A 24336-nucleotide genomic window follows, 5' to 3' on the forward strand; every position below is an offset into this window, starting at 1 on the left:
AGCGGCAAGCGGCAAGCGGCAGAATCATCTCACCGAGACACTGAGCTACAAGGGGTTTCCTTGTAGCTTGTGGCTTGAAGCTAGAGTCCTGCCCAACTCCTGCGCCAGGCACTCGGCCAGGCGCTCCCCGACACGCGCCACGCCAGGACAGTCGTCGACCAGGTCGGCGAGGCGCGTCATCGTCATGCCGGCGTAGCCGCAGGGGTTGATGCGCTGGAAGGGGGAGAGGTCGCCGTCGACGTTGAGCGCCACGCCGTGGAAGCTGCCGCCGCGGCGGATCCTAAGCCCCAGCGAGGCGATCTTGGCCTCTCCCCCACCGGCCAGTGCCACATAGACCCCCGGCGCATCGGGGCGTGCCCGCGCCGTCACCCCCTGCTCGGCGAGCAGGGCGATCACCGCATTCTCCAGCGCACTGACCAGCTGGCGCACGCCGAGACCGGCGCGGCGAACGTCGATCAGCGGGTAAAGCACCACCTGCCCGGGGCCGTGGTAGGTCACCTGGCCGCCGCGGTCGGTCTGCACCACCGGGATATCGCCGGGCATCAGCAGGTGCTCTGGCTTGCCGGCCTGCCCCTGGGTGAAGACCGGGTCGTGCTCGACCAGCCAGAACTGGTCGGGGGTATCAGGGTCACGGTGGTCGGTAAGCTCGCGCATCGCCTGCCAGACGGGCTCGTAGGGGCGTCGCCCGAGGCGATGCAGCTCGATGGCAGGCTGCTCGGCGCCATGCCGGGGAGAGGCTGGGCCCATCACACCACCATATGCACGCGGCCGGTGGCCTTGAGCTCGACGAACAGCGCCTGAAGCTGCGCCTCGCCGGTGGCATGGATGGAGAGGCGCACCGACTGGAAGCGGCCGTTGCGGCTGTCCACTACCTGCATGCGCGAGGCGTCGAACTCGGGGTCGTGGCGGCTGACGATCTGGCACACCACCGCGGCGAAGTCCTCGGCGGCGTCCCCCACCACCTTGAGTGGGTAGCGGCAGGGGAAGGTGATCCTGGGCGGCTTGCCCGAGGCCGGGCGACTGGGGCGACGCAGGTCGCGAAGCGACTTGTCGTTCATGCGGATTCCGGGTCGTCGTGAGTAGGCAACCTATTTTACTCGACCCCCGGACGGGTGACCAATGCGACTAGACGAACCAACAGGGCTTTCGCAGATGGGAGAGCACCGCTCAAGGCTTTTCCGGCGACAGGCCCCGGGGCGCCGGACCGTCGATGGGGCGCTGTGAACCCATCCCTGGGCGCTAGCGATGCCCTGCTTCGCTCTCGCGTCCTGCTCCGCTTGCAGGGCCGGTGCTGGCCATCCATGGCCAGCCCGTTCGGAGCAGTGCTCCTCACCCCTGGCATAGGCCCCCTCTTCGACCTGTCCCCGGCGCCTTTCGCTATCGCCGGATTCCTAACTGAGATAGCCCTAGCCGAACCAGTCACCGATCAGGTTGCTGAAGAAACGCTGCACCTGGTCGATCAGCTTCTTGAAGAAGCCGCCCTCCTCGATCGCCTCCAGGGCGACCAGAGGCTGCTCGCCGACGACCTCCTCGCCCAGGCGCACCTCCAGGGTGCCGACCCGCTGCCCCTGGCTGACGGGCGCCTCGATGTCCTGCTGGACCTCCAGGGCGGCGGTGAGCTCTTCGTTGCGGGAGCGCGGCACCGTCATCACCACGTCGCGGTCGACGCCGACGCGCAGCTGGTTGCTCTGCCCGCCCCAGATCCGGGGGGTATCCAGCACCGAGCCGCGGTCGTAGAGCTTGAGGGTCTCGAAGTAGCGGAAGCCGTAGCTGAGCAACTTCTGGGTCTCCTGGGCGCGGGCCTCCTCGGAGCTTGTGCCCATCACCACCGAGATCAGGCGCATATCGTCGCGCTTGGCCGAGGCCACCAGGCAGTAGCCCGCCGCCTCGGTGTGGCCGGTCTTGAGGCCATCCACGCTGGGGTCGCGCCACAGCAGGCGATTGCGGTTGGGCTGGCGGATATCGGCGTAGGTGAAGTACTTCTCGGCGTAGATCTTATAGTGCTCGGGGTAGTCCTGGATGATATGCCGCGAGAGCAGCGCCAGGTCACGCGCCGAGGAGTAGTGATCCTCGGCCGGCAGCCCGGTGGCGTTGCGGAAGCTGGTATTGGTCAGCCCCAGGCGGTCGGCATGCTGGTTCATCAGGTCGGCGAAGGGCGCCTCGCCGCCGGCCAGGTGCTCGGCCACGGCGACGCTGGCGTCGTTGCCCGACTGGATGATGATGCCGTAGAGCAGGTCACGGATGGAGACGCGCTCCCCCACCTCGATGAACATCTTGGAGCCGCCGGTGCGCCAGGCGTTCTCGCTCACCGGGACGGTGTCATCCATGGCGATGTTGCCGCGATCGAGCTCGCGCTCCACCAGGTAGGCGGTCATCAGCTTGGTCAGGCTCGCCGGCGGCAGCCGCTCGTCGGCGTTATGCTCGGCCAGCACCCGTCCGCTGTCGGCATCCATCAGGATCCACGAGCTCGCCGCCAGCTGCGGCGGCGAGGGGATCAGGACCTGCGGCTGGGGCGCCGGGTCCGGGGTCGGGCCCTCCTGGGCCAGGGCGGGAAGCGTCAGCAGCAGCGCCAGGCAGGCCAGCAGCACCGGCAGCAGGCGGCGACAGAACGGGAAACACAGTGCTTTCATGGGGCGACTCTCGACAGGACGTTCTGGAAACGGAGAAGAAGGAACGAGGCCGGTCACTCGGCCTCCTTGACGATGAAGCTCTCGCGGAAGCCGGCACGGCGCAGGGCCTCCTGCACCGGGGCGACAGCGTCCCCCGACGCCAGGGGGCCCACCTGGACCCGGTGGGTACCGGCCGCCTGGGTGATACGCACCGGCCGGTCCAGCTCGCGCTGCAGGCGCGCGCGCAGGGCGTGGGCGCTGTCGGCGGAGCCCAGCGCCGCCACCTGCAGGTAGCGCGGGGCCGGCTGCGGGGCAGAGGGCGCGACTTCCGCGCGGGAGGGTGTCGCGGGCTGCGCGACGACCGGTGCGGCAGCCGATGGCGACGGGCGGGACGCAGCGCCGCCCTGCCGGGTGCCGTTCTCGGCCAGCCAGCGATCGACGTCGATCGCCTCGACCCGCACCCGGCCGGTGCCGGCGTCGAGGATATCCAGGCGGGCCGCGGCGGCATAGGAGAGGTCGATCTCGCGCTCGCTGTGGAAGGGACCACGATCGTTGACCCGCACGATCACCGAGCGACCGTTGTCGAGGCTGGTGACCCGGGCGAAGGTCGGCAGCGGCAGCGAGCGGTGGGCCGCCGACATCTTGTACATGTCGTAGATCTCGCCGTTGGAGGTGGCGTAGCCGTGGAACTTCTCGCCGTACCAGGAGGCCGTGCCCTGCCTGACATAGCCGCTGGCGTCGGGCAGCACGTGATAGGTCTTGCCCCACACCTCGTAGCTGGCACGGTTGCCGCCGCGGGAGCGCGGCTCGTGGCGGGGCACCGCGTCGGGCACCCGGCTGACGTCGGGTGGCTCCTCGGGATAGGCGTCCCCGGACATGGCGTAGCGCCCGCCGGACGAGGCACCGGCGGCCTGTCCGCTATCCGAGGGTGCCGGCCCGCCGCCGCCGGCACAGCCGGCCAGGCTGAGCGCCAGGGCGATAGGCAACCAGCGCAGCATCATGGGCGCGGCTCTCATGGGCGCATCTCCTCGTCGCCGTCGGCAGCCACCGCCTCGAGCCAGTGGGCCTCGCGCCCGCGCGCCGCGGCGATCGCCTCGGCCAGCTCGATCACCGCCATGGCGTAGAGATGGCTGTGGTTGTAGCGGGTTATCACGTAGAAGTTGTGCTCGCCGAGCCGGTAGCGCCAGTTGCCCTCGCCCTCCTCCACCGCCACCGGCAGCAGGCGATGGTCGTCGTCGATCGCCTCGGGCACCGCGATCCCGGCATCGCGCAGTTCACCGGCCGGGGTCGCCGGCGGCCGGGCCGCGCGGTTGAAGTCGATGCCCGCCGGCGGCATGGACGGCCCCTCGGCCGCGTGGACGATGGGCTCCCCCGCGCGCCAGCCATGCTCGGCGAAGTAGTTGGCCACGCTGCCGATGGCGTCCACCGGGTTGCTCCACAGATCGCGCAGGCCGTCGTCGTCGAAGTCCACGGCGTAGGCGCGATAGCTAGTGGGGATGAACTGCGGGTAGCCCATGGCCCCGGCGTAGGAGCCGAGCGGCTCGTCGGCGGGCACCTCCTGCTCGTGGGCGATCTCCAGGAAGGCGCCCAGCTCGCGGCGGAAGAAGTCGCCGCGGCGCGGGTGGTGGAAGGCCAGGGTCGCCAGGGAGTCGAGCACCCGGTGACGACCGGTGATCTGACCGTAGCGGGTCTCCACCCCGAGGATGGCGGCGATGATCGCCTGCGGCACGCCGTGCTCGGCCTCGGCGCGGGCGAAGGCGTCGGCATGGGTCGCGAGGAAGGCGACCCCGGCATGGATGCGCTCGGCATCGAGGAAGATGGCGCGGTACTCGTCCCAACGCAGGCGACGTTCGGCGGCGCCGGACATGGCGTCGAGCACCTCCTGGCGGTAGCGTGCCTGGCCCAGCGCCTCATCCAGCCAGGCGCGGTCGAGGCCCTCTCTCGCGAGTTCCTCGGCCAGCGCCCGGGCGCCGGCGTGGCGCTCGGGGGCGAACTCCTGGGCGGCCAGCGGCGACGCGGCCAGCAGCCCGACACATGCCAGCGCGGCCAGGCACCCCTTGGTTCCCTGCGGGCGCCCTTTCCTTCCCTGAATGCATGACGGCGTCATGTGCGGCCTCCTCCTGTCGGCACCCGCTCCGCGGCGCTATCTCGGCAGCAGGCGGCGGTGGGCGTGAATGGCCATGAGAATACCGAAACCGGCCATCAAGGTCACGCTGGAGGTACCGCCGTAGCTGACCAGCGGCAGCGGCACGCCGACCACCGGCAGGATGCCGCTGACCATGCCGACGTTGACGAAGACGTAGATGAAGAAGGTCAGGATCAGGCTGCCCGCCAGCAGCCGGCCGAAGGTCTCCTGGGCCTCGGCGGCGAGCCACAGACCGCGGCAGACGATCAGCAGGTAGAGCACCAGGAAGGCGAGCATCCCCACCAGGCCGAACTCCTCGCCGAGCACCGCCACGATGAAGTCGGTATGGCGCTCGGGGAGGAACTCCAGCTGCGACTGGGTGCCCTCGAGCCAGCCCTTGCCCAGCACACCGCCGCTGCCGATGGCGGTGGTGGACTGGATGATGTTCCAGCCGGCGCCGAGGGGATCGCTGTCGGGGTCGAGGAAGGTCAGCACGCGACGCCGCTGGTAGTCGTGCATGTTCATCCACAACAGCGGCAGCGCCGCCGCCGCCAGGGCGGCCAATACGGCGATGATGCGCCAGGCGATCCCCGCCAGCAGCACCACGAACACCGCCGAGGCCGCCACCAGCAGCGAGGTACCGAGGTCCGGCTGCCGGGCGATCAGCACCACCGGCACCCCGATGATCAGCGCGCAGACCGCCAGGTCCCGCAGCCGCGGCGGCAGCTCCCGACGGCTCAGGTAGGCCGCCACCATCAGCGGCATGGCGAGCTTCATCAGCTCCGAGGGCTGGAAGCGGATGACCCCGGGGATCACCAGCCAGCGCTGGGCGCCCATACCCATGTCGCCCACCAGCTCCACCGCCACCAGCATGATCACCCCCAGCAGGTAGGCGGGCAGCGCCCAGCGCATCATCGTCGCCGGGGAGAAGCGGGCGATCACCGCCATCACCGCCAGGGCCACGCCGAAGCGGATCCCCTGGGCGGTCACCACTTCGAGGCGCTGGCCGCTGGCGCTGTACATCACCACCAGTCCGGCCCCCATCAGCAGCAGCAGCATCCCCAGCAGCCAGGGGTCCAGGTGCAGCCGCTCCCACAGGCCACGGCGGCGGCGCATGCCGCTGACCGGGGCCTTGACCGGTCGCGGCCGCCAGGGGCGGGTGAGATCGCTCAGCGCCATGGGTCAGTTCCCCGCCACGCGGCCATCGTCTTCCTCCAGTTCCTCACGCAGGGACTCCACATCGGGCTCCTCCTCGTCCAGCAGCCAGGCATCGGTCATCGCCCGGGCCAGGTGGGCGGCGTGGGTGCTGCCGCCGCCGGCATTCTCGACGATCACCGCCACGGCGATCTGCGGCGCCTCGATGGGCGCGAAGGCCATGAACAGCGCATGGTCGCGCAGGCGCTCGGCGAGCTCCTCGGCGTTGTACTTCTCATCCTGCCCCAGGGAGAAGACCTGGGCAGTGCCCGACTTGCCTCCCATGCGGTACTCGAGCCCCACGCCGGTGCGCCGTGCGGTCCCCTCATGGCCGGAGATCACCTTCTCCATGCCGGAGAAGACCCGATCCCACCACCCCTCGTTGGCCAGGGTGATGTCCTCCGGGGTCTCCGGCAGCGCCGTGGGCACGGGGTCGTCGCCCAGCGCCTTGGCCAGGCGCGGCTTGACCCAGTCGCCGCGGTTGGCCAGCACCGCGGTGGCGGTGGCCAGCTGCAGCGGGGTGATCTGCCAGTAGCCCTGGCCGATCCCCACCGAGAGGGTCTCGCCGGGGTACCAGGGCTGGTTGAAGCGACCGCGCTTCCAGTCCCGGGAGGGCATCAGGGCGTCGCTCTCGCCGAAGACGTCGTGGGCCACCCGGGTGCCGAAGCCGAAGTCGGTCATGTTCGCATGGATGCGATCGATGCCCAGGTCGTGGGCCAGGGTGTAGTAGTAGGTGTTGTTGGACACCGCGATGGAGCGCTCCATGTCGACCCGCCCATGGCCCCAGCGCAGCCAGTTGCGATAGCGCCGGCTGTCGTTGGGCAGCTGGTAGTAGCCGGGGTCGTAGATGGTAGTGTCGGGGGTGATCACCCCCTCCTTGAGGCCGGCCAGCGCCAGGAACGGCTTGATGGTGGAGCCGGGAGGATAGTGGCCGCGGATCGCCCGGTTGTAGAGCGGCAGGTCGAGGTCCTCCTGCAGCCCGCGGTAGGAGGCCACGTCGATGCCGGTGACGAACTGGTTGCTGTCGAAGCCCGGCGCCGAGACCAGCGCCAGGATCTCGCCGCTGGCAGGCTCGATGGCGACGATGGCGCCGCGACGCCCGTCGAGGAGCTCGAAGGCGAGGCGCTGCAGCTCCTTGTCCAGGGTCAAGGTCAGGTCCTTGCCGGGCACCGGGTCGGTGCGCCCCAGCTCGCGGAGCACCCGGCCCCGGGCGTTGGTCTCCACCTTGCGCAGCCCCGCCTCGCCGTGCAGCTCGCTTTCGTAGAAGCGCTCCACCCCGGTCTTGCCGATGAAGTGGGTACCGGCATAGCGGCCGGGGTCCAGGCGCTCGAGCTCCTCGGCGTTGATGCGCCCCACGTAGCCCAGGGCATGGGCCATCATCTCGGCGTCGGGGTAGTAGCGCAGCAGCTGGGCCTCCACCTCGACCCCGGGCAGCAGGTGGCGATTGACCGCCAGCCGGGCGATCTGGCGCTCGTCCAGGTCGCTCATCAGCAGTGCCGGCTGGAAGGGGCGCTGGCGCTGGCGCGAGCGCACTCGGAAGGCCTCCGCCTCCTCCGGGGAGAGATCGAGGATCTCCACCAGTCGGTCGAGGGTGGCGTCAAGATCCTCGACCCGCTCGCGCACCAGGGTGAGGTTGTAGGTGGGGCGGTTCTCGGCCAGCAGCACGCCGTTGCGGTCGTAGATCAGCCCGCGGGTGGGGGGCAGCGGCTCGACCCGCACCCGGTTCTTCTCGGAGCGGGTGATGAAGACCTCGTGTTTCACCACCTGCAGGTAGGCCAGGCGGCCCATCAGCAGGCCGGTGAGGCCGACCACCAGCACCGCCGCCAGCAGGGCCCGTGCGCGGAAGATGCGCAGCTCCTGCTCGGGGCTCTTGAGGGTGTGACGAGACTTGCGCATCGGGCTCCCGCTCCGGCGTGGGACGACTCAGCGGTGGTAGGGGTGGCCGACCATCAGGGTCCAGGCACGATAGAGCTGCTCGGCCAGCAGGATGCGCACCAGCGGATGCGGCAGGGTCAGCGGCGACAGCGACCAGCGCTGGTCGGCGGCGGCGGAGAGCTCGGGGGCCAAGCCATCGGGCCCGCCCACCAGCAGGGCGACATCGCGCCCTCCCATGCGCCACGCCTCGGCCTGCTCGGCCAGCTGCTCGGTGCTCCACGCCTTGCCGCCTACCTCCAGCGCCACCAGGTGCTCATCGCCGCGCAGGCGGGCCCGCAGGCGCTCCGCCTCGGTGGCGATGGCGCGTGCCGTGTCGGCGTTCTTGCCGCGCTGCCCCGGGGCGATCTCCTCCACCGTCAGGGCGAAGTCCCGGGGCAGCCGCTTGCGGTAGGTCTCGACGCCCTCCTCGACCCAGGCCGGCATGCGGGTGCCCACCGCCAGCAGGCGGACCCTCATGCCCCGGAGAGCTCGCCGTCGCGCTCCAGGTCACTGGGCAGGTCCGCCCACAGCCGCTCCAGGTCATAGAGCTGGCGCGTCTCGGGCAGCATCACGTGGACCACCACGTCGCCCAGGTCCACCAGCACCCAGTCGGCGCCGGCCTCACCCTCCACGCCACGTGGCTGCAGGCCCTGCTCCTTGGCCCGCTCCACCACGCGCTGCGCCAGCGCCGCCACGTGACGGCTGGAGGTACCGCTGGCGATGATCATCAGGTCGGTCACGCTGGTCAGCCGCGAGACGTCGAGCTGGACGATGTCCTTGGCCTTGAGTTCTTCCAGCGCGTCCACCGCCAGAGTCTTGAGTGCGTCGATGTGCATAGGGTCTTCTGTCAGGCTGTCGTTGAACGGACATTGTAACGCCTTGACCGCCGGCTGGCAGGCCGCGTTCAGTGCGCGCGGGGCGACCGATAGAGGTCATGGCTCAGGATATGCCGCTCCACCGCCTCGGGCAGCAGGTAGCGCACGCTGCGTCCCTCGCCCAGGCGCCGGCGCAGTGCGGTGGCCGAGATCGCCATGCGCGTCGGCAGCGCCAGGCGCAGCAGGCCCCCGGCGGGTTGCGCCATCAGCACTTCGGCATCCGCGCACTCGCGCCCGGCGATCAGCTCGCCAAGCGCCGCAGGCAGCGGCGCCTCGAAGTCGGGGCGGTCGACCACCACCAGGTTGGCCAGCGCGAAGAGCCGCTCGGGGGCGTGCCATTCGGCCAGGCGCAGGAAGGCGTCATGACCCAACGCCATCACTAGGCGCGCCGACTCGCCCAGCTCCTCGCGTAGCGAGGCCAGGGTATCGGCGCTGAACGAGGGGCCCTCGCGGGCGAGCTCGCGGTCGTCGGCCACCAGCCCCGGGGTATCGCCGATCCCCAGGCGCAGCAGTGCGAGGCGGGTTTCCGGCGCTACCCGGGGCTCCCCGCGCAGCGGCGGGGCCTTGGCGGGGATCAGGTGGACGCGGTCGAGGGCCAGCGCCTCGCGCAGCTCCACGGCGCTGCGCAGGTGGCCCAGGTGGATCGGGTCGAAGGTGCCGCCGAGCATGGCGACCCGCGCGGGGGCAGCCTCCCGCCGGGTCACCGACGCACCTGGCCGTCGCCGAACACCACGTACTTGCGGGTGGTCAGGCCCTCCAGGCCCACCGGTCCGCGGGCGTGGAGCTTGTCGGTGGAGATGCCGATCTCGGCTCCCAGGCCATACTCGAAGCCATCGGCGAAGCGGGTGGAGGCGTTGACCATCACCGAGCTGGAGTCCACCTCGGCCAGGAAGCGCCGCGCCAGGCTCCAGGACTCGGTGACGATGGCATCGGTATGCTGGGAGCCGTAGCGCTCGATATGGGCCATGGCGGCCTCGATGCCGTCGACCACGCGGATCGCCAGCACCGGCGCCAGGTACTCGGCGTGCCAGTCGGCCTCCTCGGCGGCCAGCGCCTCAGGCACCAGCGCCCGGGTACGCTCGCAGCCGCGTAGCTCGACCCCCTCGTCGGCGTAGGCGACGGCCAGCCTCGGCAGCAGCGACGCGGCCAGGGGGGCATCCACCAGCAGCGTCTCCATGGTATTGCAGGTGCCGTAGCGATGGGTCTTGGCGTTGACCGCGATGGCCAGCGCCTTCTCCGGGTCGGCGGTGGCGTCCAGGTAGACGTGGCAGACGCCATCGAGATGCTTGATCACCGGCACCCTCGCCTCCCGGGTGATGCGCTCGATCAGCGACTTGCCCCCGCGCGGGATGATCACGTCGACGAACTCGGGCATGGCAATCAGCCGGCCCACGGCGGCGCGGTCGGTGGTGGCCACCACCTGCACGCTCCCCGCCGGCAGCCCGGCGGCGGCAAGCCCCCGGGCGATGCAGGCGGCGATGGCGGCGTTGGAGTCGCGTGCCTCGCTGCCGCCGCGCAGGATGGCGGCGTTGCCCGACTTCAGGCACAGGCTGGCCGCCTCCAGGGTGACGTTGGGGCGCGACTCGTAGATGATGCCGATCACCCCCAGGGGGACGCGCATCTGCCCCACCTGGATGCCGCTGGGGCGGGCGCGCAGGCCGTCGATCTCGCCCACCGGGTCAGGCAGGGCCGCCACCTGGGAGAGGCCCTCGAGCATGGCGTCGATACGGGCGTCGTCCAGCGCCAGGCGGTCGAGCAGGGCGGCGTCGAGGCCGCCGGCCCGCCCGCGCTCGAGGTCACGGGCATTGGCGGCCAGCACCTCGCCCCGCGCCGCCTCGAGGGCCTCGGCCATGGCCAGCAGGGCGGCGTTCTTGGCGCCGGTGGGGGTGCGGCGCAGGGTCGTGGCGGCCTCGCGGGCCGCCTGGCCCAGCCGGGTCATGTAGGCATCGATATCGTGGATCGCCGCGGCGCCGGTGGCGCCATCGCTCGGGACTTGAGCTGTCATGCCGGAAGGTGTCTCCTGTGGGCGTGGCCAGGACGCCCCGGAACGGCGCTATACTCACGCCGCCGGGCACGCTACGCAAAGGGAGTCATAGTAAGCCACCATGCAGAGCAAGTACAAAGTCGGCCTGCTGCGCGCCAACCTGCTGCTGGCGGGGGTGTTTCCGGCGCTGATGGTACCCGGGGCGAGGGACCTCTCCGAGGCGCTGCTGCTGGGCCTGGCCGCGGCCTGGCTCGGCATCACCGCCCTGCTGGTGGAGTTCAGCCACCGCCGCCCGCCCCTGGTGCCCTGGCAGCTGCTGCCCAGCCTGCTGCTGGTCGCCCTGCTGTGGAGCGCCGGCGACCGCTACCCGTTCTGGCTGTGGGCCTGGGCGGCCCTGGTGATGCTGCCCCAACCCGGCTGGATGGCGGCCCTCAACGTGCTGCTCGCCGCCGGCGCCTGGGCCTGGCTGGCGCGCCTGCTGCCCCCGCAGCAGGCGCTCGCCGCGGGGCTGACCCTGGCCCTGCTGCTGGCGCTGGGGCTCAACCGCGCCCGCTGGCGGCCGGCGCCCCACGGCCAGGCCCGGGGCCGGGTCAGCCTGGTGCCGGGGCTTCGCCTCTGGCCCCGGGCCCGTCTGGCCGACGACCTGGCCCGCGAGCGCGGTCGCGCCCAGCGGGAAGGCACCCATGCCGAGCTGCTGCTGCTGCGCACCCGCCGACGCCACCTGTGGACCGTGGCCCGCCGGCTGTGCGAGATGACGCGGCGCTTCGAGCACTGCTACCGCCTCGACGGCCGTACCCTGGCGGCCCTGCTGGTGTGTCGCGACCCCGACCAGGCGGACCAACGGCGCGCGGCCCTGCTGGCGGGGCTGGCGCCCCTCGAACGCACCCGGGCCACCCCCCTGGCACGCCTCGGCAGCCTGGCCGAGGCGACTCGTGAGCTGGAGCGTCAGCCACCCTCCGCCCGGGCCACGGAGGCGCGCCACGATGCCTGATACCCCGCGCCGGCTGGCCGCGCTCTACGCGCTGGGCGCCCTGCTGCTGCTGGGCCAGGCGCTGTGGCACTACCTGGTGGCCGACTACGGCCGCATCCTGCTGCCGGCGCTGCTCGCCCCGCTGCTGCTGATCGCCGCCCTGATGCGCCTCGGCCAGCAGGAGACCGCGCGCCTCTCCGCCTACCTGGCGCTGGTGTGCGGCTACCTGCTGGTCGCCACCTCGCTGCCCGGGGAGGGGGCGCTGCCGACGCTGTGGCTGGGGCTCCCGGCGCTGCTCACCCTGCTGCTGCTGCCGCTGGGGCCGGCCACCCTGCTCAACCTCAGCCTGGCGCCGGTGTGGCTGCTGCTGGCCGACGGCGCGCTGACCCCGGAACTCGTGGTGGCCTACCTGGCGCTGGTGGGGGCCGGCGGCCTCGCCCCCTGGGGCATGCGCCACCACCAGGCCCTGCTCGCCGCCACGGACCCGCGGGATGACGAGTGCCCCGCGCTCAAGCCGCTGCCGCTGCTGGAGGGGCTGGAGAGCGAGGTGGAGCGCGCCGAGCTGCTCGGTCAGCGCCTCGCCGTGGTGGTGCTGTACCTGCCCCAGCTGGAGATGGCCGGCGAACAGTTCGGCGGCGCCGCGAGGCGCGCCCTGCTGGAGGCCCTGTGCGCCACGGTGGCCGAGCAGAGCCGCGACCATGACCGCCTCGGCCGGCTCGAGCCCGCCACCTTCTGGCTGGTGCTGCCCGGCACCGGCGAGAGCGGCGCGCTGCTGGTGCGCCAGCGCATCGAGGCCGCCGCCGCCTCACGGCGCCTTGCCGAGATCGGCGACCTGGAGGTGCGCGGCGCCACCTGCCTGCACACTCCCGGCCACACCTTCACGGCGCTGCGCCAGCGCCTGGAGGCCACCGGCCAGCGCCTCGCCGATGGCTGATCCTCGACCCACCGGCGGAGCCCCGGCATGACCCTGGTCCAGCTGCTGCAGCAGCTCACCCCCTCCCCCACCCTCCTGCTGCTGATCATCGCCGGCATCGCCATGCTCGAGTCGCTGGCGCTGGTCGGCGTGCTGGTCCCGGGGGTGCTGCTGATCACCGCCGCCGCCTCCATGGCCGGCCATCAGGAGCTCGCCCTGCCGGCGACCCTGGCCGCCGCCTTCCTCGGCGCCGTGGCAGGCGACGGGGCGAGCTTCCTGCTCGGCTATACCCAGCATGAGCGGGTCACCCGGCGCTGGCCGCTGTCGCGCCACCCGGAGTTCCTCGCCCGGGGCGCGCGCTTCTTCCGTCGCTATGGGGTGCTGTCGGTGTTCCTGGGACGCTTCGTGGGCCCGGTACGCCCCATCGTGCCCTTGATCGCTGGCATGCTGCGGATGTCGCCGCGCACCTTCACCTGGGCCAACCTCGCCTCGGCGGCGCTGTGGGCGCCCGCCTACGTGCTGCCGGGCTACCTACTGGGGCGCACCTGGGAGCGGCTGATCGACGTGCCCCCGGCGCTGCAGCAGCTGGTGGCGCTGCTGGCGGTGATGCTGCTGGGGCTGGCGGTGACCTTCTCCTGGCTGCGCCACCACGCCGGGCGAGGCGGACGGGGCTACCGGCTCACCGCCGGCCTGGCCCGTCGCCACCCGCTGCTGCGCAACCTCTGGCTGCGCCAGAGCGCCGACGGCGAGGTGCCCCTGGCCAGCCTGCTGCTGCTGGTGCTCGCCCTGGGCGGGGTGTCGGGCTGGACCCTGCTGGTGATGCATCAGGAGGGGCACGGCCCGCTGGCGGTGGACCTCAGCGTCCAGGCGCTGTTCGCCTGGCTGGCAGGCCCCGCCCTCACCCTGTTCGGCGAGGGTCTGGCTCGCATCGGTGACCTCGCCGGTGTCATCGCCCTGTGCCTGCCGTGGGGCGCCTGGCTGCTGTGGCGAGGCCGCCTGGACGCCTTCGCCCATGTCGCCGGGGGCCTGATCGGCATCGCGCTGCTCAACACCCTGGGCAAGGCCCTCTTCGTGCGCCCCCGTCCCGAGGCACCCGACCACCTGGCGGACTCCTTCTCCTACCCCAGCGCCCACACCTCCAGCGCGGTGGTGCTGTTCGGCCTGGCCGCCGCCTTCGCCGCCCGCGAGCTAGCCCCGACCTGGCGCCACTGGGCCTACTGGGGTGCCATCCTGGCCGCCACCCTGATGGCGCTGTCGCGCCTGGTGCTGGGGGTGCACTGGTTCAGCGACCTGGTCGGCGGGGCGCTGTTGGGGCTGGTGGTCTGCGCCCTGGTGCGGCTGAGCTGGCAGGCACGCCCCCGCGCCCCCCTGGCGCCCTGCCCCTGGCCCTGGCTCATCGCCGCCTCGCTGGCGCTGGCGGCGGCGCGGATCGCCTGGCTGCCGCCGATCTGAGGTGCAAGCTGCAAGCTGCAAGCTGCAAGCTGCAAACCAGAATACAGCCAGCCACACGGCAGACGGCCACTGGGGGCCTTGTCGCTTGTAGCTGCCCGAAGGGCCCCTTGTAGCTGACTACCCCAACGCCAGCCACAGGCCGACGCCGACCATCAGGGTCCCGGCGATGCGGTTGAGCAGGCGCACGCTACCGCCACGTGCCAGCAGGCGACGCAGCCGGCTGCCGCCGGTGGCGTAGAGCATCAGGCAGCAGAACTCGATGGTGAGGATCAGCGCCACCAGCACCGCCAGCTGGCCGGCCAGCGGACGCCCGGCGTCGAGGAAGGGGGGCAGCAGCGCGACGAAGAAGGCCCACCCCTTGGGGTTGGCCACCGCGGTCACCAAGCCCTGCATGGCGAGCTGCGCGCGCCCCGCGGGGGCCACGGCGAGCCCCTCCTCGGGGATCGCCATGCGCCCCCGCGAGCGCCACATCATGATGCCCAGATAGGCCAGGTAGGCCCCGCCCAGCCACTTGAACAGGGCGAACAGCTCCGGCTGTCGCAGCATCAGCGCCGCCACCCCGGCACCGGCCGCGGCGGCCACCAGCCCCACGCCGACCAGCTCGCCGGCCATCATCCACAGGCTGCGCCGCACCCCCTGGGTCATGCCCAGCACCATGGCCAGGGTCATGCACATGCCGGGGGTCAGGGAGACCAGGAAGAAGGTCGGCACGAAGACCGAGAGCAGCGACAGGCTGGGCATACCGGTTCCTTGGTAGGGCTATCTATGGGCGTCGGGCGTCCAGGGTGGCAGCGGGAGATGACGACTCGCTACGGCGCCTCTCCCCAGCGCGGCATCAGGCGGTGCTCGATGCCGAGCTGGTTGAGGATGCGCGCGACGATGAAGTCGACCAGGTCGTCGATCGACGCGGGCTGGTGATAGAAGCCCGGGGCGGCGGGAAGGATCACCGCGCCCAGGCGACTCAGGGTCAGCATGTGCTCGAGGTGGATCGCCGAGAGCGGCGTCTCCCGGGGCACCAGGATCAGCCGGCGGCGCTCCTTCAGGGCCACGTCGGCGGCGCGCTCGATCAGGTTGTTGCTGGCGCCCGTGGCCACCGCCGAGAGGGTGCCGGTGGAGCAGGGGCAGATCACCATGGCCGAGGGGGCGCCGGAGCCCGAGGCGACCGGCGCCATCCAGTCCTCCCGGGCGAAGCAGCGGATCTGGCCGGGGGCCGCCCCACTGCGCTCGGCGAGCGCCTCGGCCAGGCGGGCGGGCCGCGCGGGCAGCTCGGTGTCGGTCTCGGTGGCGATCACCAAGTGGGCGGCCTTGGAGACCATCACCCACACCTCGTGGCCGGCGGCCACCAGTGCCTCGATCAGGCGCAGCCCGTACTGGGCGCCAGAGGCGCCGGTGAGGGCCACCGTCACCGGCGGGGAAAAGGCTTCAGCCATGGGCCACCTCCAGGGCGGCCAGCAGCCTCTCGTGGATGCCGCCGAAGCCGCCGTTGGACATCACCACGATGCGGTCATAGGGCTGCGCCTCGGCCACCAGAGCCGCCACCAGGGCGTCGAGGTCGTGCTCCTCGCTGGCGGGTACCGGGCTCGCCGCCACCACCGCCTCGAGCGGCCAGTCGAGGCCCTCGGGGCGGTACCAGAAGGCGGCATCGGCATCGGCCACGCTCTGCGCCAGGCGCTCGCGCAGGGCCCCCAGGCGCATGGTGTTGGAGCGCGGCTCGATCACCGCCAGCAGGCGGCCACGGGCGGTGGCGGCACGCAGCCCGGCCAGGGTGGCGGCGATGGCGGTGGGATGGTGGGCGAAGTCATCGATCACCTGGATGCCGGCCACCTCGCCGCGCAGCTCCTGGCGGCGCCGCGGCGTCTCGAAGCGGGCCAGTGCCGCCGCGGCGCGGGACAGGTCCACCCCGCAGGCATGGGCCGCGGCCAGGGCCGCCAGGGCGTTGCGGGCGTTGTAGGCCCCGGTCAGCGGCCAGTCCACCACGGCGTCCTCGTCGACGGCCCCGGCGCCCTCCCCCTGCTGGTGGATCACCCGGAAGCGCGAGGCATCTTCGCGCTCGAGCTCGACCCGCCAGGGGCTCTCTGCCGCTTCGCCGAAGTGCACCACCGGCGTCCAGGCGCCCAGCGCCAGCACCCGGTCAAGGGCCGGCTCGTGGTCGGCCACCAGCAGCCGCCCCTTGCCCGGCACGGTGCGCACCAGGTGGTGGAACTGCCGCTCGATGGCCGCCAGATCGGTGAAGATGTCCGCGTGGTCGAACTCCAGGTTGCCCAGCACGGCGATCTCGGGGCGGTAGTGGACGAACTTGGAGCGCTTGTCGAAAAAGGCGGTGTCGTACTCGTCGGCCTCCACCACGAAGGGGGCGTCATAGGCGCCGAGGCGTGCCGAGATGCCGAAGTTGCGCGGCACCCCGCCGATCAGGAAGCCCGGCGAAAGGCCGGCGGACTCCAGCAGCCAGGCGACGAGGCTTGCCGTGGTGGTCTTGCCGTGGGTGCCGGCCACGGCGATCACCCGGCGCCCGGGCAACACGTGCTCGGCCAGCCACTGGGGGCCGGAGACATAGGGCAGGCCGGTATCGAGCACCGCCTCCACCTCGGCGTTGCCGCGCGACAGCGCATTGCCGATCACCACCAGGTCGGGACGCGGCGCCAGGTTGGCGGGCGAGTAGCCCTCCCTCAGGGCGATGCCGGCCTCCTCCAGCTGGGTACTCATGGGCGGGTAGACTCCCGCATCCGATCCGCTGACGGTGTGGCCCAGCTCACGGGCCAGCAGCGCCAGGCTACCCATGAAGGTGCCGCAGATACCGAGGATATGGACGTGCATGCGCTCTCCTGACTGCCAAGCTTCGCCGCGGCGGCCACCGCCGCAGGGTGTGGCGAGACTAGCATGGCACCCGACACCCCTCCAGCGCGTGCGGGTGCAGGGTGCGGGCCTTTCGGCTAGAATCCCACGACTTTCGTCCCCCATCTCCCCCCGACAGCAGCGACCAGGAGCAGGATAGCCCCATGGCCCACAACGCCTTCTATGCCCAGTCCGGCGGCGTCACCGCCGTGATCAACGCCAGCGCCTGCGGCGTGATCGAGGCCTGCCGCCGCCACCCCGATCGCATCGGCAAGGTCTACGCCGGCCACAACGGCATCATCGGCGCCCTGACCGAGGAGCTGATCGACGTCAGCCAGGAGTCCGACGAGACCATCGCCGCCCTGCGCCACACCCCGGGCGGCGCCTTCGGCTCCTGCCGCTACAAGCTCAAGGACATCGAGACCCACCGCGCCCAGTACGAGCGGCTGATCGAGGTCTTCAAGGCCCACGACATCCGCTACTTCTTCTACAACGGCGGCGGCGACAGCGCCGACACCTGCCTCAAGGTCTCCCAGCTCTCCGAGAAGCTCGGCTACCCGCTGACCGCCATCCACGTGCCCAAGACCGTGGACAACGACCTGCCGATCACCGACAACTCGCCGGGCTTCGGCAGCGTGGCCAAGTACATCGCCACCTCTACCCTGGAGGCCTCGCTGGACATCGCCTCCATGTGCGCCACCTCCACCAAGGTGTTCGTGCTCGAGGTGATGGGCCGCCACGCCGGCTGGATCGCCGCCGCCGGGGCCCTGGCCGGCCAGGGCGAGGGCGAGCCGCCCCACCTGGTGATCTTCCCCGAGGTGGCCTTCGACCGCGAGGCGGTCATGGCTCGGGTCGACGAGGCGGTCCAGAAGTACGGCTACTGCGTGATCGTGGTCTCCGAGGGGGCCCGCTACGAGGACGGCACCTTCCTCGCCGACTCCGGCAACACCGACGCCTTCGGCCACCGCCAGCTGGGTGGCGTGGCGCCGACCCTGGCCGGCATGGTCAAGCAGGACCTGGGCTACAAGTACCACTGGGCGGTGGCCGACTACCTGCAACGTGCCGCCCGCCACCTGGCCTCCAGGACCGACGTGGAGCAGGCCTATGCGGTGGGCGAGAAGGCGGTGGAGCTGGCCATCGAGGGACGCAACGCCATGATGCCGGCGATCAAGCGGGTCTCCGAGGCCCCCTACGCCTGGCGCATCGAGGCCGCCCCGCTGGCCGAGATCGCCAACCGCGAGAAGTTCATGCCCCGCGAGTACATCCGCGAGGACGGCTTCGGCATCACCGAGGCGTGCCGCCAGTACCTCTCGCCGCTGATCCAGGGCGAGGACTTCCCGCCCTTCGACAACGGCCTGCCCCGCGTGGCCAGGCTCGTCAAGCACCGGGTCGAGCGCAAGCTGCCGGAGTTCAAGCTCTAAGCCCCATAGGGACAAGGCTCAAGGAACAAGGGGCAACCTCCCCTTGCGCCTTGAACCTGGCCGAAGGCCCTACCGCAGCAACCAGGAAAGCACCAGCAGCAGCAGCAGGATCGCCGCGATGCCCTGCCAGAAGTGGCCGCGGTCGCGGAATACCCGTGGCGAGGCGGCGCGTCCCTCCCCGCCGGGGCGCGCCAGCGGCTGGCGCAGCTCGCGCAGGAACTCCGACAGGCGCCGGTAGCGCAGCGCGCGCTGCGGATCCAGCGCCCGGCGCAGCGCCTCGTCGAGCGCCTGGGGCACCTCGGGGTTGCGCTGGCGGGCGCTGCGGTAGACCAGCTGCTCGAGGTCGGTATGCCGCAGCAGCCGGTTGGGCGGCAGCGCATAGGGGAGCTCGCCGGTCAGCAGCCAATAGACCGTGGAGGCGTAGGAGTACTGGTCGCTGCGCCGGCCGATCTCGTCGTCCAGGGCATACTCCGGGGCGCTGTGCTCGGTCAGCCCTACCTGGCGGGCCAGCTCCCGGGCATCCTTGAGCCCGCCCCCCTCACGCATGCGGCAGGCGCTGAAGTCGGTGAGCACCACCTGGCCATGGGAGTCGATCAGCACGTTGCCGGGATGGATCTGCTGGTGCAGCAGCTCGCGGTGGTGCAGCGCCTGCACCGCCTTGCCCAGCTGGTTGGCGATATCCAGGCGCTGGGCCAGGCTCGCCTGGGGATGGCGCCGGGCCCACTCCGCCAGGGTCTCCCCCTCGACGTAGGCCATCAGGTAATAGAGGTAGCGCCGCGGCCGCGAAGGCTCCATCACCCTTGCCACGAAGGGCGACTTGACCCGCTCCACCACCCACTGCTGGAGCAGGAAGTGCTCCAGGTAGACGTTGCGGTGGGAGAGCTCCGGGCTCGGCGCCTTCATCACCATCTCCCGCTCGCTGCGCACGTCGCGCACCCGGTAGACCCGGGACTGGGCGGTGCGCGACAGCACCGCCTGCACCTCCAGGCCGTCCAGGCGATCCCCCGGCGAGAGCTCCGGCGGGATCGGCAGCTCGCCGTAGACCTTGGCCGGATGGTCGGAGGGCGCATCGGGCAGCTCATCCACCCGCAGCAGCTGGAAGCAGAAGGGCTCGGCGCCGTAACCGCGGGACTGGGCCCGCTCCACCGCCGCCGCGGCCAGGCGATCGCAGGCGGCGTGGAGGTCGCTGGCGTCCTGGCGGATCAGCTGCACGTACTCCGAGGGCATCAGGGTGCCGAGCACCGCCCGGGTGGTGAACAGGAACAGGTCGCCCTGCTTGAGCGGGAAGCGGGCATAGTCGATGTCGATGCTGTTATCCATGCCCAGCGCCCGGGAGGGGTAGCGGTAGCCGCCCAGGTCGTTGATGTGGTCGCGGGTCAGCTGCTCGAACTCGGCGCCACGCAGGCGGAACACCAGAGTATCGCCCATATGGAAGAGGTGGCCCTCGGTGCCACGCAGCACCAGCGCCGAGAACGAGGTGACGAAGCCGCCCTCGGCGGCCTGGCGGCTCTGGCTGTGAGCCCAGGCATTTAGGGCCCGCAACACCCGGGTGGCGGAGGTCTTGACGTCCCAGTGGTCGGGGGTGGAGTAGTAGTCGGCCAGGAAGCCGCGCACGGCCAGGTCGCCGGCCTGCTTGGCCAGGGCGTTGCGCGCCGTGGCATCGCTGATCAGCGCACAGGCGCCCTTAGCATGGAACTGGGCCCCCTCGGGCAGGCGCACCGACATGGAGCTGCGATGGCGCCGGCGATCCGGCGCCACGAAGGCCTGGCCAAAACTCAATGACAGCTGCGCGGTTGCCACTCGCCCCTCCTTGCCCGATGGTTGCCTGCCCGGGGCCGAGCCCCGTGGCGGCGCCCATCATACACGGGAGCGCCCCGCGGCGGTGCCCCTCCGAAGGTGCCGCCCTCCCCGGGGCGACGGCGGCACCTAGGTCGAATTGGTATTCGACCGGGCGGGCCCGTATAATTTCGCGGATTTTTCCAGCGCGACTGCCCAGGCCATTCGCCAACCGTCATTTGCACCTACCAAGGAAGCGACGATGAACTTCGACAACATCCCCGCCGGTAAGGACCTTCCCAACGACCTCTACGTGGCGATCGAGATCCCGGCCAACCATGCGCCGGTGAAGTATGAGATCGACAAGGACATGGGCGCCCTGCTGGTCGACCGCTTCATGGCCACCCCGATGTTCTACCCGGCCAACTACGGCTTCATCCCTCACACCCTGGCCGACGACGGCGACCCCCTGGACGCCCTGGTGGTGACCCCCTACCCCGTCCAGCCGGGCAGTGTGATCCGTGCCCGTCCGGTGGGCATCCTCAACATGACCGACGAGGCCGGTGAGGACGCCAAGCTGGTCTGCGTGCCCCACGCCAAGCTCTCCAGCCTCTACGACGACGTCCAGGAGGTCACCGACCTGCCCGAGCTGCTGCGCCAGCAGATCGCCCACTTCTTCGAGAACTACAAGGATCTCGAGAAGGGCAAGTGGGTCAAGGTGGAGTCCTGGGAAGGCGTCGAGGCCGCTCGCAAGGCGATCGAGAAGGCCGCCGCCGCCTACCACAAGGCCTGATTCCCGGCCTGACCGAGGCCAGTACCGAGCGGGCCGCCCCTGGGGGCGGCCCGCTGTCGTTGGTGGCGCCATCGCTGGTGGCACCCTCGGCGATAAGGGGGCGACCTCACTCCCCGGCCGCGGTGGAGGCCTCATCCTGGGCGGGCGCGTCACTTGCGGGCGTCACCTCGACCACCTCGGGCTCGCTGGCCGGGGCCGCACCGGGCGCGTCGGCCGCCGCCGGCAGGGCGGCACTCGCCACCAGCGCCTCGCGGATCTCCTCGACCAGCTCCCGGGCACGGCTGACGTGCAGCGCCATCACCAGCGCATGGTTGGCGAAGGGCCCGAAGCCCGAGCCGCTCATCACCAGCGGGCTCCACAGCCGGCGCTGGGTCATGGCCAGCTCGGCACGCAGCCGCTCCCAACGCTCGACGACGCCGGCCTCGGCCAGGGCATCGGCCTGGTCGCGCTGCACCCCCTCGAGCATCTGCACCAGCGCCCAGCCGGTGCCGCGCGCCTCGAAGAAGACGTTGTCGACCCGATACCAGGGGGTGCCGGCGGGCAGCGCCTCGGTGTCGATGGCTAGCTCCCGCAGCAGCTGGTGCGACCCGGCACCGGAGGCGAGGCGCACGCCGAGGTCGTCGAGCCGCGCCTCCACATCGGCCAGCCAGCGCGGCAGCCCCGCCCCGGGGCTGAAGCCCTCGGCCTGCATGCCGGTCATCATCGACAGCTGGCGATCCAGGGCCGCCACCGCCTCGCCCAGGTGCGTTTCAGTGGCGGGCCGGTACCAGTCGAGGCCGTCACCGGCCAGGCCGCGGATCGCCGCCTCCAGCTCCCCGGCCTCCCCGGGATGCATCGAGGGCAGCGCCCGCGCCAGGTCCTGGGCCTGGCGCAGCACGCCGCGCTCCCAGCTGGGCATGTTGTCGAGCCACAGCCCGGGCGGCAGGCGGTCGTTGCGCAGGTAGCCGCCAGGCTTGGCGTAGAGGGTCTCGACGATGGAGGCCAGGGTGGCCACCGTCACCGCTCCACGGGCGGCGGGTTCGGCGCCGGCATCACCGCGGCGTTCCATGGGCACCTGCTCCACGCTGTGCACCGCCGGGGTGCGGCTCCACCAGGCCCCGAGGGCCAGGGTCACCACCACATAGAGCAGCAGCAGACCCAGCAGTGGCTTCCAGATCCAGCCGTAATCGGGGCGCTCCAGCGCCTCGACCCTCTTGCGACGCCTGGCGTCGCCCTTGCGTGTCCAAGCCATGGTCAGATTCCTTTTCGATACGAGACCGGGCGGTTGCGACAACGTGGCGCACCCTGGCAGGCGGCCGGCGCTGAAGGGGCGCCCATCCGTAGGGTATCCTAGCACCCGAGCCGCCCGTGCGGTGAGCGCCTGCGGGGCCGGAACCCGACCGGCCCCGCGGGGTCTGAACGCCAGCGGCGACGCCAGTCGCCATGCCAACGCCAACCAAGGACAGGATGCCCCATGAACGTTGTACGCCACCTCGCCCTCGCCCTGCTGCTTGTGCTGCCGCTCGCCGCCCAGGCCCAGTGGTTCGGCGGCGATGATAACAAGGAGTTCCTGCCGGTACTGGAAGCCTTCCAGCCCAGCGCCTGGCACGACGGCGACACCCTCTACGTCGGCGTCGAGGCCGCGCAGGGCTACTACCTCTACCGCCACCGTTTCGAGGTCGCCTCCGAGGTCGCCCTGGGCGAGCCGGTGCTCCCCGAGGGGCGCTTCACCAGCGACGAGTTCCTCGGCGACGTCTACACCTTCCGCGAGCGCGTGGTCTTCGAGGTGCCGCTCGAGGAGGCGCATCGCGGCGGTCTGCCGCTGACCCTCACCTTCCAGGGCTGCGCCGATGCCGGCCTCTGCTACCCGCCGGAGCGAGTCGAGATGACGGCCGCCCAGCAGCAGGCGCCGCCCGCCTTCGCCGACTGGCAGCCCGCTGAGGCATCGGCCGAGGATGGCAAGGATAAAGGTGACGCCCGGCCGACCGAGACCGCCGCTGCCGGCGGCGACCCGGCCCCGCGCAGCGAGGATGGCCGCTTCCAGGCGCTGGTGGCCGAGGCGAGCCTGCCGCTGGCCCTGGGCCTCTTCTTCCTGGCAGGCCTCGGGCTCACCTTCACCCCCTGCGTGCTGCCGATGGTGCCGATCCTCTCCTCGATCATCGTCGGCCAGAATCCCAGCCGGCCGCGCGCCTTCGTGCTCTCCGCCAGCTATGTAATGGGCATGGCGCTCACCTATGCCGCGGCCGGCGTGCTGATGGGCCTGTTCGGTGCCGGCCTCAACCTCCAGGCGCGGCTGCAGTCGGCGCCGGTGCTCATCACCTTCGCACTGCTCTTCACCCTCTTCGCCCTGGCCATGTTCGGTGCCTTCGAGATGCGCCTGTCGCCGCGCCTCGCCACGCGCATCGACGCCTGGCAGGCACGCGCCCAGCGCAGCGGCCCCGCGGGACTGGCGCTGGCCGGGGCACTCTCGGTGCTGGTGGTCTCGCCCTGCGTCTCCGCCCCACTGGCCGGCGCCCTGGTGTTCATCTCCTCCACCGGCGACGCCGCGATGGGGGGCGCCGCCCTGCTCGCCCTGGGCCTCGGCATGGGCGTGCCGCTCCTGCTGGTGGGCACCTTCGGCACCACCCTGCTGCCACGCACCGGCGGCTGGATGAACGGGGTCAAGGTGGCCTTCGGCATCCTGCTGCTGGGCGTGGCGATCTGGCTGGTGGAGCGCCTGCTGCCTGCCAGCGTGGTGCTGCTGCTGTGGGCGGCCCTGGCGGCGGGCACCGCCCTGGCGCTGGGCGCCATGTCCACCAACCTCCCCCAGGGGTGGCCGCGAGCACGCCAGGCGCTGGGGCTGCTGCTGCTGGCCTGGGGCCTGGCGCTGGTGCTGGGCGCGGCCGGCGGGGCCAGCGACCCGTTGCGCCCGCTCGCCCCGCTCACGGTCGCCAACGGCGGCGGTTCCCCAGGCGGCCAGCCGGCCCAGGCGGTGACCACCGTGGACGAGCTCGGCGAGCTGCGCCAGGCGCTCGCCGCGCTGCCCGAGGAGCGGGTCGCCTTCGTCCACTTCACCGCCGACTGGTGCATCTCCTGCAAGCAGCTCGAGCGCCAGGTCTATCCCGACCCGCGGGTGGCGGAGCCGCTGGCCGCCTTCGCCCGCATCAACGTCGATGTCACCGACACCGACGCCACCTCCCGCGAGCTGCTCGACCGCTTCGAGCTGTTCGGCCCCCCCAGCCTACTGTTCTTCCGGGACGGCGAGGAGATTCGCGAGGCGCGCATCCTCGGCGAACCGGATGCCGAGGCGCTGGCCCGACACCTCAACGGCATGCTCGACTGGCTCGAGACACGGCCCGCCGAGCGCGCCTGAGGCGCCTGCAAAGACGCCGTTCACGCCCCTCGGCGGGGGCGTGAACGGCGTTTTCGTCTACGCTGGACATACCCACGGTTTTTCGGCAAACTCCGCCGACACCCCTTTTCACGGCCTTTAGAGGCGGAAGAGTCGTCATCTTGCCGC

At 71.5% G+C, this 24336-nt stretch carries 22 protein-coding genes; 6 read left to right on the top strand and 16 right to left on the bottom strand.

The genetic code is table 11. The annotated features are described in order from the left end of the window. Positions 1 to 45: 45 nt before the first annotated feature. The 11 genes from lipB to Q673_RS33470 form a co-directional block, all read right to left on the bottom strand. The gene (gene lipB, locus Q673_RS33420; protein ID WP_023007140.1) at positions 46 to 747 is read right to left on the bottom strand and encodes a lipoyl(octanoyl) transferase LipB; all 702 of its coding nucleotides are present in this window, start codon (positions 745 to 747) and stop codon (positions 46 to 48) included. After that, positions 747 to 1058, bottom strand: a complete 312-nt coding sequence (locus Q673_RS33425; RefSeq protein ID WP_023007141.1) for an HP0495 family protein — start codon at positions 1056 to 1058, stop codon at positions 747 to 749. Before Q673_RS33425 ends, lipB begins: the two co-directional genes overlap by 1 nt. A gap of 348 nt (positions 1059 to 1406) precedes the next feature. Beyond that, positions 1407 to 2630, bottom strand: coding sequence for a D-alanyl-D-alanine carboxypeptidase family protein (locus Q673_RS33430; protein WP_023007142.1), 1224 nt, complete (start codon positions 2628 to 2630; stop codon positions 1407 to 1409). Between the two features lie 53 nt (positions 2631 to 2683). Beyond that, on the bottom strand, positions 2684 to 3625 hold the full coding sequence (locus Q673_RS33435) for a septal ring lytic transglycosylase RlpA family protein (RefSeq protein WP_235048540.1): 942 nt from the start codon (positions 3623 to 3625) through the stop codon (positions 2684 to 2686). Continuing rightward, positions 3622 to 4716: a lytic murein transglycosylase B gene (gene mltB / locus Q673_RS33440; RefSeq protein WP_023007144.1), complete on the bottom strand. Its 1095-nt coding sequence runs from the start codon at positions 4714 to 4716 to the stop codon at positions 3622 to 3624. Before mltB ends, Q673_RS33435 begins: the two co-directional genes overlap by 4 nt. Before the next feature lie 36 nt (positions 4717 to 4752). Beyond that, positions 4753 to 5913, bottom strand: a complete 1161-nt coding sequence (gene rodA / locus Q673_RS33445; RefSeq protein ID WP_023007145.1) for a rod shape-determining protein RodA — start codon at positions 5911 to 5913, stop codon at positions 4753 to 4755. A gap of 3 nt (positions 5914 to 5916) precedes the next feature. Then, the gene (mrdA, locus tag Q673_RS33450) at positions 5917 to 7824 is read right to left on the bottom strand and encodes a penicillin-binding protein 2 (RefSeq protein ID WP_023007146.1); all 1908 of its coding nucleotides are present in this window, start codon (positions 7822 to 7824) and stop codon (positions 5917 to 5919) included. Between the two features lie 27 nt (positions 7825 to 7851). Beyond that, positions 7852 to 8319: a 23S rRNA (pseudouridine(1915)-N(3))-methyltransferase RlmH gene (rlmH, locus tag Q673_RS33455; protein ID WP_023007147.1), complete on the bottom strand. Its 468-nt coding sequence runs from the start codon at positions 8317 to 8319 to the stop codon at positions 7852 to 7854. Continuing rightward, complete coding sequence (rsfS, locus tag Q673_RS33460; protein ID WP_023007148.1) at positions 8316 to 8678, bottom strand: ribosome silencing factor; 363 nt, start codon at positions 8676 to 8678, stop codon at positions 8316 to 8318. Before rsfS ends, rlmH begins: the two co-directional genes overlap by 4 nt. Positions 8679 to 8746: 68 nt before the next feature. Beyond that, a complete protein-coding gene (gene nadD, locus Q673_RS33465) occupies positions 8747 to 9421 on the bottom strand; it encodes a nicotinate-nucleotide adenylyltransferase (protein ID WP_031218675.1) in 675 nt (224 codons plus the stop codon). Then, positions 9418 to 10722 carry a glutamate-5-semialdehyde dehydrogenase gene (locus Q673_RS33470; RefSeq protein WP_023007150.1) on the bottom strand — a complete coding sequence of 435 codons (1305 nt, stop codon included), beginning with the start codon at positions 10720 to 10722 and terminating at the stop codon, positions 9418 to 9420. Before Q673_RS33470 ends, nadD begins: the two co-directional genes overlap by 4 nt. A 100-nt stretch (positions 10723 to 10822) precedes the next feature. Here Q673_RS33470 and Q673_RS33475 point away from each other — a divergent pair, with 100 nt between their 5' ends. From Q673_RS33475 to Q673_RS33485, 3 genes are read left to right on the top strand one after another with little or no spacing between them, the layout of a single operon-like run. Next, on the top strand, positions 10823 to 11692 hold the full coding sequence (locus Q673_RS33475; protein WP_023007151.1) for a hypothetical protein: 870 nt from the start codon (positions 10823 to 10825) through the stop codon (positions 11690 to 11692). Then, the gene (locus tag Q673_RS33480) at positions 11685 to 12605 is read left to right on the top strand and encodes a GGDEF domain-containing protein (protein ID WP_023007152.1); all 921 of its coding nucleotides are present in this window, start codon (positions 11685 to 11687) and stop codon (positions 12603 to 12605) included. Before Q673_RS33475 ends, Q673_RS33480 begins: the two co-directional genes overlap by 8 nt. 27 nt (positions 12606 to 12632) lie before the next feature. Next, positions 12633 to 14036 (top strand): bifunctional DedA family/phosphatase PAP2 family protein, encoded by a 1404-nt coding sequence (locus tag Q673_RS33485; protein ID WP_023007153.1) that lies wholly within the window; start codon positions 12633 to 12635, stop codon positions 14034 to 14036. Positions 14037 to 14153: 117 nt separating this feature from the next. On the opposite strand, the gene Q673_RS33490 is transcribed toward Q673_RS33485, so the two are convergent. The 3 genes from Q673_RS33490 to mpl form a co-directional block, all read right to left on the bottom strand. Further along, positions 14154 to 14777, bottom strand: a complete 624-nt coding sequence (locus Q673_RS33490; RefSeq protein WP_023007154.1) for a LysE family translocator — start codon at positions 14775 to 14777, stop codon at positions 14154 to 14156. A gap of 68 nt (positions 14778 to 14845) precedes the next feature. Continuing rightward, the gene (locus tag Q673_RS33495; RefSeq protein ID WP_023007155.1) at positions 14846 to 15466 is read right to left on the bottom strand and encodes a flavin prenyltransferase UbiX; all 621 of its coding nucleotides are present in this window, start codon (positions 15464 to 15466) and stop codon (positions 14846 to 14848) included. Beyond that, a complete protein-coding gene (mpl, locus tag Q673_RS33500; RefSeq protein WP_023007156.1) occupies positions 15459 to 16850 on the bottom strand; it encodes a UDP-N-acetylmuramate:L-alanyl-gamma-D-glutamyl-meso-diaminopimelate ligase in 1392 nt (463 codons plus the stop codon). The genes Q673_RS33495 and mpl overlap by 8 nt, the downstream gene beginning before the upstream one ends. Positions 16851 to 17032: 182 nt before the next feature. Between mpl and Q673_RS33505 the strand changes: the two genes are divergently transcribed. Next, positions 17033 to 18289, top strand: coding sequence for a 6-phosphofructokinase (locus Q673_RS33505; protein ID WP_023007157.1), 1257 nt, complete (start codon positions 17033 to 17035; stop codon positions 18287 to 18289). A gap of 69 nt (positions 18290 to 18358) precedes the next feature. Here Q673_RS33505 and Q673_RS33510 read toward each other — a convergent pair whose 3' ends face one another. Further along, the gene (locus Q673_RS33510; RefSeq protein ID WP_031218679.1) at positions 18359 to 20089 is read right to left on the bottom strand and encodes a bifunctional protein-serine/threonine kinase/phosphatase; all 1731 of its coding nucleotides are present in this window, start codon (positions 20087 to 20089) and stop codon (positions 18359 to 18361) included. Between the two features lie 238 nt (positions 20090 to 20327). Here Q673_RS33510 and ppa point away from each other — a divergent pair, with 238 nt between their 5' ends. After that, positions 20328 to 20858, top strand: coding sequence for an inorganic diphosphatase (gene ppa / locus Q673_RS33515; RefSeq protein ID WP_023007159.1), 531 nt, complete (start codon positions 20328 to 20330; stop codon positions 20856 to 20858). Between the two features lie 106 nt (positions 20859 to 20964). On the opposite strand, the gene Q673_RS33520 is transcribed toward ppa, so the two are convergent. After that, positions 20965 to 22089, bottom strand: coding sequence for a DUF2333 family protein (locus Q673_RS33520; RefSeq protein WP_023007160.1), 1125 nt, complete (start codon positions 22087 to 22089; stop codon positions 20965 to 20967). 222 nt (positions 22090 to 22311) lie between these two features. Here Q673_RS33520 and dsbD point away from each other — a divergent pair, with 222 nt between their 5' ends. Next, the gene (gene dsbD / locus Q673_RS33525) at positions 22312 to 24189 is read left to right on the top strand and encodes a protein-disulfide reductase DsbD (RefSeq protein ID WP_023007161.1); all 1878 of its coding nucleotides are present in this window, start codon (positions 22312 to 22314) and stop codon (positions 24187 to 24189) included. The last annotated feature ends 147 nt before the right edge of the window (positions 24190 to 24336 follow it).

Source organism: Halomonas sp. PBN3, from assembly GCF_000475415.1.
In the GTDB taxonomy this organism is placed as follows: Bacteria; Pseudomonadota; Gammaproteobacteria; order Pseudomonadales; family Halomonadaceae; genus Halomonas; species Halomonas shengliensis.